11 protein-coding genes and 1 tRNA gene are annotated in these 17,882 nt (G+C 74.6%); 6 read left to right on the plus strand and 6 right to left on the minus strand.

Annotation, left to right across the window (positions count from 1 at the left end; all coding sequences use genetic code 11):
- Positions 1 to 53 precede the first annotated feature (53 nt).
- On the minus strand, positions 54 to 1,631 hold the full coding sequence (locus BRM1_RS01040) for a phosphotransferase (RefSeq protein WP_268527283.1): 1,578 nt from the start codon (positions 1,629 to 1,631) through the stop codon (positions 54 to 56).
- A gap of 99 nt (positions 1,632 to 1,730) precedes the next feature.
- Between BRM1_RS01040 and nudC the strand changes: the two genes are divergently transcribed.
- Both nudC and BRM1_RS01050 read left to right on the plus strand, forming a co-directional pair.
- Complete coding sequence (nudC, locus tag BRM1_RS01045) at positions 1,731 to 2,831, plus strand: NAD(+) diphosphatase (protein ID WP_268527286.1); 1,101 nt, start codon at positions 1,731 to 1,733, stop codon at positions 2,829 to 2,831.
- Positions 2,828 to 4,939, plus strand: a complete 2,112-nt coding sequence (locus BRM1_RS01050; protein WP_268527288.1) for an ATP-dependent DNA helicase UvrD2 — start codon at positions 2,828 to 2,830, stop codon at positions 4,937 to 4,939. Before nudC ends, BRM1_RS01050 begins: the two co-directional genes overlap by 4 nt.
- Before the next feature lie 111 nt (positions 4,940 to 5,050).
- Here BRM1_RS01050 and BRM1_RS01055 read toward each other — a convergent pair whose 3' ends face one another.
- A complete protein-coding gene (locus BRM1_RS01055) occupies positions 5,051 to 6,004 on the minus strand; it encodes a hypothetical protein (protein ID WP_268527290.1) in 954 nt (317 codons plus the stop codon).
- A 570-nt stretch (positions 6,005 to 6,574) separates the two neighbouring features.
- Here BRM1_RS01055 and BRM1_RS01060 point away from each other — a divergent pair.
- Positions 6,575 to 7,117, plus strand: a complete 543-nt coding sequence (locus tag BRM1_RS01060) for a M48 metallopeptidase family protein (RefSeq protein WP_268527292.1) — start codon at positions 6,575 to 6,577, stop codon at positions 7,115 to 7,117.
- Here the strand turns inward: BRM1_RS01060 and BRM1_RS01065 are convergent.
- Positions 7,080 to 7,499: an NUDIX domain-containing protein gene (locus BRM1_RS01065; protein WP_268527295.1), complete on the minus strand. Its 420-nt coding sequence runs from the start codon at positions 7,497 to 7,499 to the stop codon at positions 7,080 to 7,082. The genes BRM1_RS01060 and BRM1_RS01065 overlap by 38 nt on opposite strands.
- A gap of 149 nt (positions 7,500 to 7,648) precedes the next feature.
- A complete protein-coding gene (locus tag BRM1_RS01070; RefSeq protein WP_268527298.1) occupies positions 7,649 to 9,169 on the minus strand; it encodes a zinc-dependent metalloprotease in 1,521 nt (506 codons plus the stop codon).
- A 214-nt stretch (positions 9,170 to 9,383) separates the two neighbouring features.
- Between BRM1_RS01070 and BRM1_RS01075 the strand changes: the two genes are divergently transcribed.
- From BRM1_RS01075 to BRM1_RS01085, 3 genes are all read left to right on the plus strand, one after another.
- Positions 9,384 to 10,523 carry a YlbL family protein gene (locus tag BRM1_RS01075; protein WP_268527300.1) on the plus strand — a complete coding sequence of 380 codons (1,140 nt, stop codon included), beginning with the start codon at positions 9,384 to 9,386 and terminating at the stop codon, positions 10,521 to 10,523.
- Between the two features lie 108 nt (positions 10,524 to 10,631).
- The gene (locus tag BRM1_RS01080) at positions 10,632 to 13,553 is read left to right on the plus strand and encodes a UPF0182 family membrane protein (RefSeq protein WP_268527302.1); all 2,922 of its coding nucleotides are present in this window, start codon (positions 10,632 to 10,634) and stop codon (positions 13,551 to 13,553) included.
- A 280-nt stretch (positions 13,554 to 13,833) separates the two neighbouring features.
- Positions 13,834 to 13,907 (plus strand) — tRNA-Met (locus BRM1_RS01085).
- Positions 13,908 to 14,285: 378 nt separating this feature from the next.
- Here the strand turns inward: BRM1_RS01085 and BRM1_RS01090 are convergent.
- Positions 14,286 to 14,789 carry a TspO/MBR family protein gene (locus tag BRM1_RS01090; RefSeq protein WP_268527304.1) on the minus strand — a complete coding sequence of 168 codons (504 nt, stop codon included), beginning with the start codon at positions 14,787 to 14,789 and terminating at the stop codon, positions 14,286 to 14,288.
- Between the two features lie 171 nt (positions 14,790 to 14,960).
- On the minus strand, positions 14,961 to 17,777 hold the full coding sequence (locus BRM1_RS01095) for an ATP-dependent DNA ligase (protein WP_268527306.1): 2,817 nt from the start codon (positions 17,775 to 17,777) through the stop codon (positions 14,961 to 14,963).
- Positions 17,778 to 17,882: the final 105 nt, after the last annotated feature.

Raw genomic sequence — 17,882 nt, forward strand, 5'->3', positions numbered from 1 at the left:
GGCGCGCCCGGTCAGGGGCGGGGCCGCCCGCTCGCGGGGAATCGTTCGCCCGGTCAGGGGCGCTCGACGGGCGCCGTGTCGTCGCCCGCTGCGAAGTCCTCGCCCAGCTCGGTGCGCTGGGTGTCCACGAGAGACGAACGGGTTCGCGCGTCGCCGGGGTCACCGGAGTCAGCGGAGTCAGTGGGCGAGCCGATGCGCTCGAGCTCGTCCGGGCCGGCGATCCTGCCCGTCTCCGCCTCGGCTGGGTCCTCGGGGATCCCGCCCCGCCCAGCCGTGCCCTGGGCTGCGGTGCCCTGAGGCGAGGCGCCCTGGGGTGACGTGCCCGGCGCCGCCGCGCCGTGCCCGGCGGCGTGTGAGCCCCCGGCCTCCTGCCGGCCCGCGCGAGCCGGGCGCACCGGCGCTGCCGGTCGGAACGCCGCGCGGTCGCGGTCGATGTCCTCGGTGACGTGGGGGGCCGCCGGTTCGGCGCCCGTCCGCGCCGGCGATTCACCGTGACCGTCTCGCCCGTCCTCCGCGCCGCGGCCGGTGCCGTCGATTCGACCGTCCGCGCCGGCCGCGGAAGCACCGGAAGCACTGGGCGCCCCGGCTGCGGCTGCGCCCGGGTCGTCCGCCGTGGACGGCTCCGCTGACGGATGCTCGTCCGACGTTCGCTCTGCTTCGGCAGCTTCGGCAGCTCCGGCAGCCCCGGCAGCCCCGGCCCGCGCCGGCGCGCCGGAGGCGGCCGTGCCGCCGGTGAGCTCGGCGAGCTGCCACAGCAGGGCCACGGCCTCGGCCCGCGCCTCGGCGTCGCCGGCGTCCACCGCGGCGAGGAACCACTGGAGCACCGCGAACTCGCTCATGAAATCGATGCGCTCGGACAGCCCGGCGTCCTCGGCCGGGCGGGCCGCGGCGTAGGCGGCGAGGAACGCATCGAAGTCATCGGGATCGAGCAGCCCCGAGACGGCGGCGAGATCGGCGGCCGGATCGCCCACCCGCAGGCGCGCCAGCTCGGAGACCGCGCTCAGCTCACCGTCCTGCGCGCGCAGCGCCTCGAGGCTGAGGTCCCCGTGGACGGGGGCGGGCAGGAACCGCCACAGGGAGACGGTCTCGAGCGCCTCCTCCCAGCGGCCCAGCAGCCCACCGGGCACCTCGCCCGTCTCGGCACCGCGATCGAGCTCGCCCAGCAGCGCCTCGCGGATCTCCTGCGACTCCTGCGCGACGAGGCCGGCATCGGCGACCCCGCCGGCGTCCGCGGAGTGCAGCGCCGCGAGGAAGCGGGCCAGGGAGGGTGCGAGCGCCGACTCCCGGAAGTCCAGCGTGGACACCGGCGCCCCCGGCAGCGGCTCGCTGACCTGCAGGACGACTTCCTCGTCCGGCATGAAGCCCCGGGGCATCGGCTGGCGGGCGAGGACCGTGGGGAATGCCACGGGGGAGTCGGGCAGGATGGCCCGCAGCACGGCGGCGGCCACCTGCTCGGCCGCGGCCTCGAGTGCCTGCGCTGGGCCCAGCAGGGCAGCGACGACGCTGCGCTGCCCGTCGCTGAGGAGGAGGCGGGGTCCCCGCGGATCGCTCAGCGGCGCGAAGCCGCTGGGCTCGAAGTCCTCGACGAGCTGGGCGCTGGCCGCTGCGATGCGAAGGGCGAGAGTATCCACACGCCCAATCTACCCGGACAGGGCACCCGGCCGGCCCGCCCGCGCGGTGCGTGTCTGGGCGGGCGGGCCGCGTCAGCGCCCTTCGCTATCGTGGTCCCCATGTTGCCGCTGCCCGTCCTCGCCCCCGCCAGCCTCGCCCGCAGCGCGGCGCTGCGCAACCACCTGGATCGGGGCTCCGACGCAGCGCTGGACGAGGTGCTCGCGCGCCCCGGCACGGTCATCGTCCTCGCCCACCGCGGCAGCCTCCTCGTCTCGCGCGGCCAGCTCCACCGCCTGCGGCTCCAGGAGCCGCAGGCGGTGGAGCTGACCGCCCCCCATGACGGGGCGCCCGCCCAGCCCAGCGCGGAGCCCTCGCAGCCGACTGCTGAGCCCGCCCCCGGGCCGGGTCCGCTCACCACCGAGCTGGGCGCCCTCGGCGGCACCCGCATCTACCTGGGCCGGGCCGCCGACGGCACGGACTGCGTGGGCCTCCTCCTCGACGACGCCTCCCGCTCCCGGGTCGACGAGGCGCTCGCCCGCGCCCAGGGCGCCCAGGCCGAGGACCTGCTGGACGCGCCCGCCACCGGCCTCGACGTCGCGGCGCCCACGTGGTTCGACCTGCGCGCGCTCGCCCTGGCGCTCAGCGACCTCGACGCCGGCCTGGCCTGCACGCTCGTCGCCCTGGGCAACTGGCATGCGGCCCACCCGCGCTCGCCGCGCACGGGCGAGCCCACCGAGCCCGCGGCAGGCGGCTGGGTGCGCAGGGACCCCACCACGGGCGCCGAGCACTTCCCCCGCACCGACCCCGCCGTCATCATGGCCGTCGTCCACACGGATCCGGACGGCGAGGAGCGGATCCTGCTCGGCAGCAACGCGGCCTGGCCGCAGCGCCGCTTCTCGATCCTCGCGGGATTCGTGGAGCCGGGCGAGACCCTCGAGCGCGCCGTGCAGCGCGAGGTCTTCGAAGAGGCCGGTGTGCACTGCGACAATCCGCGCTACGTGGGCTCGCAGCCATGGCCGTTCCCGTGCTCCCTCATGCTCGGCTTCACCGCGGAGGCGCGCAGCGCGGACCTGCAGCCGGACGGCGACGAGATGTCCGAGGTGCGCTGGTTCACCCGCCGTGAGCTGCGCGCGGCGGTGGCGGCCGAAGACGTCCTCATCCCCGGCGAGGTCTCCATCGCGGGCCAGATCATCGCCGCCTGGCTGGCCGGCGGCGCATGAGCGCAGCCCCCGGCGGCAAGGACGCACAGGCCCTGCTGGCCGCCCTCGATCCCGAGCAGCGCCGCGTCGTCGAGCACCCCATCGGCCCGCTCGTCGTACTGGCCGGCGCCGGCACCGGCAAGACCCGCGCCATGACCCACCGCATCGCCTACGCCGCGGCCACCGGCGCCCTGGAGCCCCAGCAGGTGCTCGCCCTCACGTTCACGGCCAAGGCGGCGGGGGAGATGCGCGCGCGCCTGCGCAGCCTGGGGGTGCCCGGCGTGCAGGCCCGCACGTTCCACTCCGCGGCGCTGCGGCAGCTGCGGTTCTTCTGGCCGGCGTTCGCGGAGGGGCCGTTTCCCGAGCTCATCGCACAGAAGGCCGGCGCCGTCGCCCGCGCGCTGGCCGAAGCCGACTTCGAGGTGGAGCGGGAGACGGTGCGCGACGTCGCCGCGGAGATCGAGTTCGCCGCCGTGTCGATGATCGGCACGGAGGAGTACGCAGGCCTGGCCGCGGACCGGGAGCTGCCCGAGGGCATCGACCCCGCGGCCATGGTGCGCATCATGACCGCCTACGGGGAGATCAAGACCCGCGGCCGGATGCTCGACTTCGAAGACGTCCTCCTCGTCCTCACCGGGGTGCTCGCCACCCGCGAGGACATCGCCGCGCAGGTTCACTCGCAGTACCGCCACTTCGTCGTCGACGAGTTCCAGGACGTCTCCCCGGTCCAGTTCGACCTGCTCTCCCGCTGGCTGGGCCGGCGCAGCTCGCTGTGCGTCGTGGGCGATCCCGCGCAGACGATCTACACGTTCGCCGGCGCCACCGACTCGTTCCTGCTCGGCCTGCCCCAGCGCTTCGAGGACGCGGCGACGATCTCCCTGGTGCGCAACTACCGCTCGCGTGCCCCCATCGTCGACGCGGCGAACCGGGTGCTGGCCCACACGGGCCGCAGCCCCCTCGTCCTCCAGCCCACGCGCACGGGCGGCCAGCCGCCTGCGCTCCTCGAGTTCCCCGACGACGAGGCGGAGGCGCAGGGCATCGCCCAGCGCATCGCCGCCCAGCTCACGGCCGGCAGGCGCGCCTCGGACATCGCGGTGCTCTTCCGCACGAACGGCCAGTCCCGCGGCCTCGAGGAGGCGCTGGCGAACGCCGGCATCGCCTATGTGCTGCGCGGCGGCGAGCGCTACTTCGCCCGCCGCGAGGTCAAGGAGGCCATGGCGATGCTGCGCGCGGCCCGCTCGGCGCGCGCCCCCCAGCCGCTGCCGGACGCCGTCTCCGAGGTGCTGGCATCGCTGGGCTGGACCGCCGCCGGCCCCGCGCGGGGCGGGGCGCTGCGCGAACGGTGGGAATCGCTGAGCGCGCTCGTGGAGCTCGCCCGCCGGCTGCAGTCCGACCGCGAGCTGCCGGTCCCGCTCGCCGAGTTCGTCGCAGAGCTCGAGGACCGCCGGGAGCACCAGTTCGCGCCGCCGGTGGACGGGGTGACGCTGGCCAGCGTCCACGCCGCGAAGGGCCTCGAATGGGACAGCGTGCACATCGTGGGCCTCTCGGAAGGGCTCCTGCCCATCTCTTACGCGACGACGCCGGCCCAGATCGCGGAGGAGCGGCGCCTGTTCTACGTGGCGCTCACCCGGGCCCGCGACGAGCTCACGCTCAGCTGGTCGCTGGCCCGCCAGCCCGGCAGCCGCGTCCAGCGCCGGGCCTCCCGCTTCGTCGGCGAGCTGCGGGGGAGGGCCCAGGGGGCCCCCGCGGCGCAGCCTGCCCGCTCGGGCGCCCGGCGCCCGGGTGCGGCCGGCGCGCGGCTGCGCGAGCAGCAGTGCGCGCGCTGCGCCCGTCCGCTCGACGGGGCGGCCGAGCGGCGGATGGGCCGCTGCTCGCGCTGCGCGCAGGCCGCCGATGCGCGGGTGCTCGAGGCGCTCACGGCCTGGCGGGAGGAGACCGCCGCGCGGCTGCGCGTGCCCGCCTACATGGTCTTCACCACCGCCACGCTCGCGGCCATCGCCGAGGTGGTGCCCCAGACACCCGCCGACCTCGAGCGGGTGCCGGGCATGGGGCCGGTCAAGCTCGGCCAGTTCGGCGCCGAGGTCGTGGCCGTCGTCGCCGCCGCCGTGCACGGCAGCCCCGCCCCGTAGTCCTCGTCTCGTAGCGCCCGCTGCGAGGCCCCGGAGCCCGCCCGCGGTGCCGGCGCCTCCCGGTGTGAGCTCCCGGGGCCGGTGCCCGATTCGCGCTTCCCGCGCGCCGGCTCAGCCAGCGCGCTCGGCGGCCCGGTTCGGGCCGGCGGCCACCGGGAGCGGTTCCCGCGCAGCCGGGTGCGCGGCCGGTGCGCCGGGCGCGGCCAGCGGCAGGCGGCAGTCGCACGCCGGGTGGAAGGCGGGCGCTGCGATCGTGGTGGACCCATCGAGGGCGATCGTGACATCGGCCGGGTCCAGGCGCTCGGCGACGAGGAACGAGCGCAGGCGCGCGGCGGCGAGCGCGAGCGCCAGCGCGACGAGGGCCGGGTCCGCCCGCTCGGCCGAGGCGCGCAGGGCGCGCAGCGCCCGCCAGGCATCGAGCCAGCCGGGGTCCTCCCGGCTCAGCGCGCCCACCCGGCAGCCCGTGCACGGGGTGCAGCCGGGGACGACGGGGTGCTCGACGCGCGCCAGGCCCTCGCCGATGACGACGTGGGCGTGGCTTGCCCCCGCCTCGCTCAGGAGGCCCGCGCCCAGCAGATCGGCGGCCCACACGGCCGTGAGGACGGTGAGGGCGTCCGGGTCCGCCGCCGCCTCCTCGGCGCTGCCGACTGCCTGCGCGCTCAGGCCGGCCCGCAGCAGGGCGGCGACCAGCGGCTCGGCGAGGGGGCCGGTGACGCGCACCCGGCGGGCGGAGAGCGCCTCGGCCACGCGGGCCGGTGCCGCGTGCAGGTGCGCCGCCAGCGCCTCGGCACCGGGCGGGGCGCCGGTGAGCGCAGGGGGCCCGACGGGCACGAGGACGCCGGCCTCGTCGAGCAGGGCCAGCAGCGAGGCCGCCCGGGTGCGCTCCACCCCGCAGCGCGCCGCGGCGTCGTAGAGCCCGGCGGCGGAGACGCCCATCCGCAGCAGGTTGAGCAGATCGGCGTCCGCGGGGCGCAGCCCATCGATGAGCACGGGGTCATCGGCGCCGAACTGAACGCAGCCGGGGGAGCGCCATACGAGCGGCACGCAGCGGTAGATGGTGTACACGGGGCCTCCCTTGTTCGGGAGGCTCACTCTAGGAACGCGCGGCGCCGGCGGCCACCCGCGCGGAAGCGCTGTGGAAAAACTGTGGACGCACAGAGCGGACGGAGGCGCTCGGCTCTCCGGCATCGAGGTGCCGGGGGGCTTGCGACCGCCTCCGTCCGCGGACGATCCACAGGCGCTCGCGGCTGTTCATGAGCCTTCCCCTTGCCCATGAACTCCGGGTTTTCCGCGGATCTAACTGCTCAAACTATGCCGGCGCGCCGCTCCCGTCAAAGCCGCACGACCACAGAACTGTGGATGGCGTGTGGACAAGGTGTGCAGGGCCGTCGCTGGGCTGTGGACAGTGCTGTGGAGCACGCGCTCCGCGCACGGACCCGGCCGCCGTGGTACCGGCCGGGCGGAGCCCGCCGTTGCGGGCCGAGCGGTGCGCGCGGGCGGTCCCGGGGACGTGCGACGCGCCCGGGATGCACGGGAGCGCAAAATTTTTTCGGCCGGGCCCGCATGTCGGACGCACCGGCCACAGGGCGGACATGCCGTGTCCAATGGCCGGGCGCCGGGGGCTACGGTGGCGCCATGGATGCACAGGAGGTGCGGGCGCTGCTCGCGGCGGACGGGATCTCCATCAGCCGCTCGGCGCGGCGGCGCAAGACGATCTCGCTGACCCGCCGGGGCGAGCGCTGGCACCTGGCGGTCCCGCAGTCCTACGACCCCCGGCGCAACAGCGCGCAGATCGCGCAGCTCATCACGCGCATGGAGCGGCGGGCGGCGCGCGGCCCGGCATCCGATGCGGCGCTGGCCGAACGGGCCGCGGTGCTCAACGCCCGCATCTTCGACGACGGCCTGGCACCGGCCTCGGTCGTATGGTCCCAACAGCAGCTCGAGCGCTTCGGCTCGACCACGACGGCCACGGGCGCCATCCGGGTCTCAGCCCAGCTGCGGGAGGCGCCCCAGTGGGTCATCGACGCGGTGCTCGTCCACGAGCTCGCCCATCTGCGCGAGCCCAACCACTCGCCCGCGTTCAAGGCCCTCGTCGCGCGCTACGAGCGCACGGCCGAGGCGGACATCTACCTCGCGGGGTTCAGCCACGGGCGAGCCGCCGAGCGCGCGCGGCAATAGCCGGCAGGCGGGCGGGCAGGTCGGCCGCGATGCCGTCCGGCAGCTCAGCCAGGGCGCTCCAGGCCAGGCCCGCCGATTCCGCCGAGCGTCGCGTCGCGGCGGCCGGGTCCGCCGTGGCGGCGAAGACAATGTCCGTGTGCTCGGCGCACGAGCCGAAGCGCCCGGCGAGCGCGTGGCGGTGGACGTCGACGGGCAGCGGCGAGAGCCACGCGAGCTCGGCCAGCCCGGATTCCTCGCCGGTCTCGCGCCGCGCGGCGGCCCGAGCGCCCGCGTCCGCGGACTCGATGTGGCCCCCGAACTGCAGCCAGACCCCCGCCTTGCGGTGCAGATGGAGGAGGACGGCGTCGAAGCCCGGGGAGAAGACGGCGCAGCTAGCCGTCACGTGGGCGGGCCCGGACTCCCGCTCGACACCCAGCCCGGCCGCGAGCTCTGCAGCCAGGGTGCGACATGCCCGCGCGGTCTGCGGGTCGGTGGCCCTGAGGTCGGCCGCGGCCTCGCGCAGCTCGGCGCGGACGGCCCGGGCGGGACCGCTCAGCGGTCCTCGTCCCGTTCGTCGCCGCCGTCGCCTGAGCGGCCGTCCCGGTGCGTGCGCCCGGTGCCCTCGTCCGTCGAGTGCTCCGGTTCCCCGGACCCCTCCGATTCGGCCCGTCCGGATTCCGCGGGACCCGAATCCGCGGTCCCCGCCGCACCGGCACCCGTGCCGGACTCCTCGCTGAGGAGCCGCTCGAGGGCCTCGTCCATCGAGGAGTCGGCGGACCACTCGGCGCTGCGGCGCTCGTAGTAGCCCAGCGGATCGTCGAGGTCGGCGGCGGTGGGCAGCATGTCGGGGTGGCGGAAGACGTCGTCGCGGGCCTCGGCGCCCTTCGTCGACTCGAGGTAGGCGAAAAGGCTGATCGCCTCGCGCAGGCGCGCCGGCTGCAGGTTGAGGCCGATGAAGTCGGACAGCGCGACATCGGCCGGGCTCTGCGCCGCGGCGCGCTCGCGCAGCGCCGTGCGGATCTCCTCGCGCTGCTCGAGCTGCGCGCACGCGGCGTAGGCGACGACGTCGGCCCAGCCCGCGATGACGGACAGCACGGTCTGCAGGGTCTCGAGCGCCTCGCGCTGGTCCGCGGTGGGCTGCGGGCGGAACATCCCCTGGCGCAGCTCCTCACCCATCTGCTCGAGCTGGCTGGGGTCGAGGCCCCCGGCGGCCATCCCCTGGATGCGCTCGGTGTCGACCTCGATCCCGTCGGCGTACTTCGCCAGCGCGGTGCGCACGTGGCCGGCCAGCCACGGCACGCGGGCGAACAGCCACAGGTGGGCGAGCTCGGTGGCGGCGAGGTAGATGCGCAGCTCGGCGGTGTCGAGCCCGCTCTCGGCGGCCTGGCCCGCGATGTTCGATTCGACGAGCACGGGCTCGCCGCCGCGCATGACGGAGGGCCCGAACTCGGTGCCGGTGAGGACGCTGCCGGAGAGCGCTCCGAGCAGCTCGCCCAGCTGCGCGCCGAACATCATGTCCGTCATCGACCCGAGCATCTGCCCGGCGTGGGCGAGCATGGGCTTCATCTCCTCGGGCACCTGCTCGCCGAGCGAGCCGAGCAGCGCCTCGCTCATGTTCTCCCGGATGGGGCCCACGAGCTCCAGCCAGCCCTCGGCGGAGTCCTCGACCCACTGCTTGCGGCTGAGCGGGCGGCCGGCGGGCACCCCTGCGGGCTCCTCGGTGACGCCGCCCAGCCACAGCTCGGCCACGCGGAAGGCATCCGCGCTGGTGCGCTTGGCCTCCTCGCCCGGCTGCGGGTCGGGCGTGGGCAGCTTGGCCTCGGCGGCGCGCACGGCGGCGGTCTTCACGCCGCCGCCCGCACCGGAGAACATCCCCTGGAGCTGCGACATGATGCCGCCGAGCATCGCGGGGTCGATATTCATCCCGGACATGCCGGGCATCCCGCTCTGGCCGGACTGCTGGCCCGCACCCGACTGGCCGGGCATCCCGCCCTGGCCGAAGATCATTCTGAACAGGTTGCCGAGCGGATCGTTCTCATCCGGCTTCTCATTGTCGCGGTCGTTCTCGCTCATGGCGTCTCCCCGGGTCGGTGGCGTTTTCCCCACCCTAACGACGACGCCTGGTCAAACCTTCCGAATCCGCGGGCCGCGCGCCCGGTTTCGTCGAGGGCGAAACCGGGCGCGATCGCGCGGCCCCGGGGGCGGCGCGGCAGCGCCCGGGGCATTCGCCGCACCGGGTGCCTCTGAACTAGACTCGGGCAGACCCCGGTTTGGAAGGATGCGGTTGGTGAGCACCCACGACGCCCGCGCACACGCGGACGCCCCGGCGCGCCCGGCCGGATCATCGCTCGCGGTCCGCCGCAGGCGGGGCGGGCGCCTCGACTCCGGGATGGTCTCCGGCCTGCTCACCTACGCCCTCGTCCTCGCGGCGGCCCTGGTGCCCGTGCCCTATCTCATCGAGGTGCCCGGCCCCGTGCTCAACACGTTCGGCAGCCAGGACGGCAAGGACGTCATCGCCATCAGCGGGGCGCGGACCTATCCTACGCAGGGCTCGCTCGACATGCTCACCGTGGGCGTGTCCGGCGGGCCCGGCCGCACGGTCTTCGCCTCGCAGGCGCTGGGCGCCGTGCTCAAGCGCGCCCAGACCGTCATCCCGACCGAGTCCTACTACCCGCTGACCACCACCCGCGACGAGGTGGCCTCGGAGAACGCGGCCCAGATGGCCGGCTCGCAGGACACCGCCACCGCCGCGGCGATGACGGAGCTCAAGAAGCCCTACACCTCGCAGATCGCGGTCTCCGAGGTCCTCCCCGACACCCCGGCGGTGGGCAAGCTGCGGGCCGGCGACCGGATCACGGCCGTCAACGGCACGAAGATCACCGGCGACGATGCCGGTGCGCAGGCCGTGCAGGACGCCGTGCGCGCCTCCGCGACGGTCACCGTGGACTACCGGCGCGGCTCCGAGCGCGGCAGTGCCACGCTCACCCCCCGGGACACGGACGGGCAGAAGGCGATCGGCGTGCGGCTTGCCCAGCAGTACGACTTCCCCGTGCGGGTGACCTACAACGTCAGCGGGATCGGCGGGCCCTCGGCCGGCACGATCTTCGCGCTCACCATCGTCGACAAGCTCACGCCCGGGGCCATGACCGGGGGCGTTCCGATCGCCGGCACCGGCGAGATCAGCCCCGACGGCACCGTCTCGCCCATCGGCGGTGCGCGCCAGAAGGTCGCGGCCGCCGCCGAGCGGGGGGCGAAGTACTTCCTGGCCCCCAAGGACAACTGCGCGGAGGCCCAGGAGGCCGCCCAGGGCGAGGACATCACGGTCGTGCGGATCGACACGCTGCACTCCGCGCGCACCTCGGTGGAGCGCATCGGCAAGCACGACACCGACAGCCTGCCCACCTGCACCTCGGGCGGGGCGCAGTGACGCCCGCCGCCCGCCCAGCCCCCACGACCCCATGGCAGTGAGCGGCCGCGCAGCGGCCCCCCAGGTGCGCCCGGCCCGCCGGGCGGACCCGACCGCGGAAGGACTCGCGTGACAGCGCAGACCCAGCACACCCGAACGAAGCGGCGCGGGCCCTCGCCGCTCATCCTCACGATCATCGCCGTGGTGATCCTCCTCATCCTCTTCGTCGTGTTCGCGCAGGTCTACACGGACGTGCTGTGGTTCGACCAGGCGGGCTTCCTGCAGGTCTTCACGACGCAGTGGCTGACCCGCGCGGTGCTCTTCGCCATCGGGCTCGTCCTCATGGGCGCGGCCGTGTGGTTCCCGCTGTGGTTCTCGCACCGCCAGCGGCCGGTCTATGCGCCCACGACGCCGCGGCAGGAGAACCTCGACCGCTACCGCGCGGCGGTCGAGCCGCTGCGGCGCGTCTTCACGATCGCGCTGCCGATCGTCGTGGGCCTGCTGGGCGGCACCGCCCTGGCGGCCAGCTGGAAGGAGGCGCAGCTCTTCCTCCACCCCACCTCGTTCGGCCAGGCGGACCCGCAGTTCGGCCACGACATCTCCTTCTACGTCTTCGGCCTGCCCATGCTGCAGATCGCGCTGGGCTTCCTGGGGATGGCCGCGCTGCTGTCCTTCATCGCCGCGCTCGTGGGCCACTACCTCATGGGCGGCATCCGCCCGGGGGAGGAGCGGGGAATCCACCTGACGAAGCCCGCCCGCGTGCACCTGGCCATCACGGCGGCGGTGCTCGTCCTCGCCCAGGCCGCGCGCCTGTTCGTCCAGCGCTACGCGGACCTGACCTCGGAGCGCGGGCTCGTCACCGGCGCCACGTACACGGCGGCCCACGTGACGCTGCCGGCGATGCTCATCGTCGCGATCGCCGCGGCCGTGGTCGCGGTGCTCATGGCCGCCAACGCGTTCCGGCCCATCTGGCGGCTGTCCGTCGTGGCGGTCGTCATGCTGTTCGTCCTGGGTGCGGTGTCAATCATCGCGCTGCCAGCCGCGGTCCAGCAGTTCCAGGTGATGCCGAGCGAGCAGAACCTCGAGCGCGACTACATCCAGCGCAACATCGACGCCACGCGCAAGGCCTACGGGATCGACGACGTTGACGTGGTGCCCTACACGCCCAAGACGGATGCGCCCTCGGGCGCGCTGCGCTCGGATGCCCAGACGGCGGCCTCGATCCGGCTGCTCGACCCGAACCTCGTCTCCGATACCTTCCGCCAGCTCCAGCAGCAGCGGTCCTTCTACTCGTTCCCCTCCCAGCTCGACGTCGACCGCTACACGATCGACGGGCAGAGCCAGGACACCGTCATCGCGGTGCGCGAGCTCAACCCGCAGTCGCAGTCCGATGCCTCGTGGCTCAATCAGGCGGTCGTCTACACGCACGGGTTCGGCGTCGTGTCCGCCTACGGCAACCGCCAGGGCACCGATGGCCAGCCCGCGTTCTCCGAGGCCAACATCCCGCCCACGGGCGAGCTGGGCGAGTACGAGCCGCGGGTGTACTTCGGCGAGCAGTCGCCGCGCTATTCGATCGTGGGCGCCGAGGACGGCGCGAAGCCCCAGGAGATCGACTACCCGGCGGACAAGGAGGACGGCGGTGCGCAGGTCTACAACACGTTCTCCGGTGAGGGCGGCCCCAGCGTGGGCAACCTCTTCCACCGCCTCCTCTACGCGGTGAAGTTCCAGGACGAGCAGATCCTGCTCTCCGACGCGCTGAACTCGAAGTCCCAGATCCTCTACGAGCGCAGCCCGCGCGAGCGCGTGGAGAAGGCCGCCCCGTTCCTGCAGGTCGACGGCGACCCGTACCCGGCCGTGGTGGACGGGCGCATCAAGTGGATCGTCGACGGCTACACGACGAGCTCGCAGTACCCGTACTCCAAGCCGCAGGTCCTCCAGGACGCCACGGAGGACTCCAACACGCAGCGCGGCAGCGCGAACGCGGCGCTGCCCAAGAAGCAGGCGAACTACATCCGCAACTCCGTCAAGGCCACCGTGGACGCCTACGACGGCAAGGTCGAGCTCTACGACTGGGACGAGGACGACCCCATCCTCCAGTCGTGGTCGAAGGTCTTCCCGGACATGTTCAAGTCCGTCGACTCCATGAGCGGCGATCTCATGAGCCACGTCCGCTATCCGGAGGACCTCTTCAAGGTCCAGCGCTCGCTGCTCACGCAGTACCACGTCGAGGACGCCGGCTCCTTCTACACGAAGCAGGACTTCTGGACGTCGCCGCTCGATCCGACGGTCGCCCGCGATGACAACCTCACCCAGCCGCCGTACTACCTCACCCTCAAGATGCCGGGCCAGCAGCAGCCGTCGTTCTCGCTGACGTCGTCGTTCATCCCGCGCCAGATCGAGGGGCAGACGCGCAACAACCTCACCGGCTTCCTCTCCGCCTCCGCGGACGCGGGCTCGAAGAAGGGGGTGCGCGGCGAGGGCTACGGCAAGCTGCGGCTGCTGCAGCTGCCGCGCAACACGACCTTCCCCGGGCCGGGCCAGGCGCAGAACAACTTCAACACCCAGCCCAAGGTGCAGTCGAACCTCAACGTGCTGCGCCTGGGCTCGTCGAAGGTGGAGAACGGCAACCTGCTCACGCTGCCGGTGGCCGGCGGGCTGCTCTACGTGCAGCCGGTCTACGTGCGCTCCTCGGGGGAGACGTCCTACCCGGTGCTCCAGCGCGTGCTCGTGGCCTTCGGCGAGAAGATCGGCTACGCCTCCACGCTCGACGAGGCGCTCGACCAGGTGTTCGGGGGCAACTCCGGGGCCAATGCGGGCGACTCGAACCAGGCCGGCAAGAAGAAGGACTCGGATGCGGCCGGCGGCACCGAGGCCAGCGAGTCCTCCTCGGGCGCGCAGGGCAGCGCGGACTACAAGAAGAGCCTCGCCGATGCGAAGAAGGCGATGGAGGACTCCGACGCCGCCATGAAGGACGGCGACTGGACGAAGTACGGCGAGGCCCAGAAGCGCCTGCGCGAGGCCCTCGAGAAGGCCGAGTCGGCCGAGGGGTGAGCGCCCGGGCGCGCCCGGTCCCGGTTCAGGGGCCGGGCGCGCGCGGCCCGAGGCGCAGGCCGGGCATGGCGCGCAGGCTGCGCCCGGTCCCGGAGCGCGGGCTGCGCCGCGGGTGAGGCCGAGGCCGCGCCCGCGGCGCGCAGGGGCCGGGTTGCGTGCGCCGGCTCGGGTGCACACCAGCCCCGGCCCGCGTTCCCGAGGGGCCGCCGGGGGGTGTCGGGCAGGTCACAGCCCCTCGATTTGGCCCCCGAGCGGGGAGTGCGTATAGTGGGACACGCATCGCGGGGTGGAGCAGTTCGGTAGCTCGCCGGGCTCATAACCCGGAGGTCGAGGGTTCAAATCCCTCCCCCGCCACGAGAAGAAGGCCCCCGATCCTCATGAGGATCGGGGGCCTTCGTCATGCTCACCGGCAGCGAGTTTGCGCACGGCGGTCGGCAGCGGACGGCGGGCCTCACCCGAGCGGGGCCAGCGTTGCGGCCGGGCTGCGCGGAGTTCGGACCCGAGGTCCGTGCAGGACCGAGGTGCGTACGGGGCCGCGGGGCGTTCGGATCGTCAGGCGCCCACGGGGCCCGGGCGGGGGCGCGGCATCCCTCCGGACCCGAGGTGCGGCCCGGCTGTGCCGGCGCCGTCGGCGGACCCTGCGAGACACGAGTGTGCGGCCGGCCGCCCACGGGCGAACCGGCCGCGCACGGGCCCAAGGGACCAGACGCCCAGCGGGCGCGGATCAGCGGATCAGTTGAGGACGGCGATCGCCAGGTTGAGGGCGGCCGCGAACGTCACCCACGCGAGGTAGGGGAGCATGAGCAGGGAGGCCGGGCGGCTGCGGCGCCAGAACATGCCGATGCATACGAGGAGGACCACCCACAGCAGGGCGATCTCCGCGAAGGCCAGCCAGTAGATTCCGGCCGCGAAGAACAGGGGCGTCCAGGCGGCGTTGAGGACGAGCTGGGCGGTCCACACCCACAGGGCGGAATCGAAGCCCGCGTGGCGCCAGACCAGCCAGCCGGCAAGGGCGATGAGCGCGTAGAAGAGCGCCCAGGCGGGGCCGAAGAGCCAGCCGGGGGGCGCGAAGGCGGGCAGCTTGAGCGAGGAGTAGACCTGCTGCGAGCCACCGGAGGCGAGGCCGCCGATGACGGCGGCGGCCAGCACGGCGGCACCGAATCCCAGGAGGGCCAGCAGGCTCCTGCCGGTGGGCGGGGTCGTGGAGCGGTGGACGGGGGCGGCGGCGCTGGACAAGGGGTCTCCTCGAGAGGTCGGGCAGGGCGTCCCTGTGCGGAGCCTCGCGCGTGCGTGGTGCTCGGATGGCCGGGTCCCGGCGGCTGCCGCGCCCCGGCGCTCTCCCAGCCTAGGCGCCCCCGCTGGGAAACCCGTGGGCATGCGGGCCCCGCCGAGGTGCGCGGGCGGCCATCACATCTCCCACTGCACCTGGTCGGGGGCCACGTCCTCGCGCAGCCCGCGCCACACGGGATGGCGCAGCGCGCCGCCGGCGGTGCGCCCGGAGTGGCGGACCTCGCCCACCAACCGGGGAGTGACCCACTCGGCCTCGCGGGCGACCGCCGCGGGCACGCCGGTGGCCGGCGCGGTGGCCCGCCGCAGGCGGTCGAGGCGCGTGCGCAGGGTCCGCAGCTGCCGGTCGTCGAAGCCCGCGCCCACACGACCGGCGTAGCGCAGCTCGCCGTCGCTGTGCACCGCGACGAGCAGCGAGCCGAACGTGGCCGCGCGGCCGCCGCGGCCGGGCCGCCAGCCGATGATCACCACGGCCTGGTCCGCCGTGTGCTTGATCTTCACCCAGTCCTGCGAGCGCACCCCGGGCCGGTACGGGCTCTCGCGCAGCTTGCCCACCACGCCCTCGAGGCCCAGTCCCGCGCTCGCGGCGAGCGCGGCGGGCAGGGCATCGCCCAGGCCCGCCGGGACGGCGATGGGACCACCGGGCTCCACGGTGTCCGCGAGCCGTGCGCGGCGCTGCGCGTAGGGCAGTTCGCACAGGTCCTCCCCGGCGGCTGCGAGCAGATCGAAGAGCATGTAGAACACGGGCTGCGACTGCGCGGCCCGGGCGGTCTGCGCCACCGGGAGGTCCGCCCGCCGCTGCAGGCGCGCGAAGTCCGGGCGGCCGTCGGAGTCGAGCACCACGATCTCGCCGTCGACGACCGTGCCCGATGCGCCGGCCTCGGCAAGCGTCGCGAGCTCGGGGAAGCGCTCGGTGAGATCCGCCCCGCTGCGACTGCGCACCTCGACCCCGTGCTCACCCACCCGGGCGATGGCCCGGTAGCCGTCCCACTTCGCCTCCCAGGCGCGCGGTTCGGCGGCAAGGCGCGGGCCGGGGAGCTCCGCCACGGCGAGCATGGGGGCGGGCAGGCCGCCAGCGCTGGGCGCCGCGGGCCCCGCGTGCCCGGCGTGCCCGGCGTGCCCGGCGTGCCCGGCGGGGGCTTCACGGGAATCGGCGGCACCGGGACGGTCCTCGCCGGCCGCCTCGTCCTCACCGGCGGTATGACCCGCCGCGCCCGCTCGGTCCGGTGCATCGACCTGGCCCGGTGCCACCGCCCGGTCCGCTGCGTCCGCCCGGTCCGCTGCGTCCGCGCGGTCCGGTGGGTTCGCCGTTGACGGTGCGCTCGCCGGCGGCTGTCCGTCCGCCGGCGGCTGTCCGCTCGGGGGCCGGGCGCCCTTCGGCGGCTGGTCCTTCATGAGCTGCAGCAGCCAGTCCTCGCCCCGCGTGCGGATGAGGGCGTAGCGCCGCGGCACGCCGCCCAGCCCGCCGTCGGGCCGGCCGAAGAGCACCGCCACGATCTCATCGGGGCGCCACTTCTCCACCTCCAGCGCGCCGGTGTCCCAGATGCTCACTGTGCCGGCGCCGTACTGCCCCGCGGGAATCGTCCCGGAGAAGTCCGCGTAGTCCATGGGGTGGTCCTCGGTCTGCACGGCCAGCCGGTTGACGCCCCGGCGCAGGGGCGGCCCCTTGGGCACCGCCCAGGAGACCAGCACGCCGTCGTGCTCGAGGCGGGTGTCGAAGTGCAGTGCGCGTGCGTGGTGCTCCTGGATGACGAAGATCCGGCCCGGCCCGCCGCCGGGCCCGCTGCGCGCGTCCCCGCCGTTCCGGGGCGCCGAGGCGCCGGCGCCTGCCGATGTGTCGGAGCCATCCGATACGTCAGAGCCATGCGATACGCCAGAGCCATTCGATGCGCCGGAGCCGTTCGGCGCGTCAGAGCCGCCCGAGGTGCTCAGCGTGCCCGCCACCGGGACCGGCTCGGGTGTGAGGCTGCCGTCGCGCTTGGCGCGGTAGGCGTCGAGGCGGTCGCCGCCCCCGCCTGCCAGCGCGGCCAGCGGCTCCAGGCCGGAGCGCAGCCGCTCGACGACCTCGGCGGGTCCCAGCTGCGCAAGCCCCGGGTCGTCGAGCTCCTCCCAGGTCCGGGGCGCGGCCACGGTGGGCTCGGGGCCACCGCGCAGGGAGTACGGGCAGGCGGTGGTCTTCGCCGCGCTGTTCTGGCTCCAGTCGATGAGCACCTTGCCGCGGCGCAGTGCGGTGGCCATCTCGCTGACGATGAGCTCCGGGCGCTCGGCGGCGAGGGAGCGCGCCAGTTCGTGCGCGACCTCCTTGACCTCCTCCGCGCCCGTGTCACCGGGCAGCGCTGCGTACAGGTGGATGCCCTTCGAACCGGAGGTCACGGGCAGCGGCTCAAGGCCCATGCCGTGCATGATCTCGCGGCACAGCCGGGCGACCTCGGCGCACTCGGCCAGCCCGGCGCCGGGTCCGGGATCCAGGTCGAGGACCATGCGGTCGGGCGGCAGGGCGCTGCCCTCGGCGGACACGCGCCACTGCGGGACGTGCAGTTCGAGCGCGGCCAGCTGGCCGAGCCACGCGAGGACGCCGGGGGAGTCCAGCAGCGGGTAGACGCTCGTGTGATCGGCGTGGTGCTGGGACACGCGCGGAATCCAGGCCGGCGCGGATGCCTCGAGGGCCTTGCGGAAGAACGGCCGCAGGGGATGCGCCGCGGTTCCGACCCCGTCCGGCCAGCGCTTGCGGGTGAGCGGGCGCGCCCGGGCCAGGGGGATGAGCGCCTCGGCGACCGCCACGTAGTAGTCGAGGACGTCGGCCTTCGTGAAGCCCGCGGCGGGGTAGAGGACCTTGTCCAGGTGGGTCAGCTTGAGCCGGTGCCCGTCGATCGTGACGGTCCGCGCGTGGGCGGAGGCGGTGCGCGAACCGCCGCGGGGGCGATCGGATCGTGGCATGGCGCTGCCTCCTGCGGGTTCTGCGCGTGCGCCGCGGCCGCGGGCGGGGCGTGGGCCGCACCGCTAGGCTCAGCGTAGTCAGCACGGTTGCGGCGGTGAAGGGGA

It is taken from the genome of Brevibacterium sp. BRM-1, from assembly GCF_026802075.1.
GTDB classification, from domain to species: domain Bacteria; phylum Actinomycetota; class Actinomycetes; order Actinomycetales; family Brevibacteriaceae; genus Brevibacterium; species Brevibacterium rongguiense.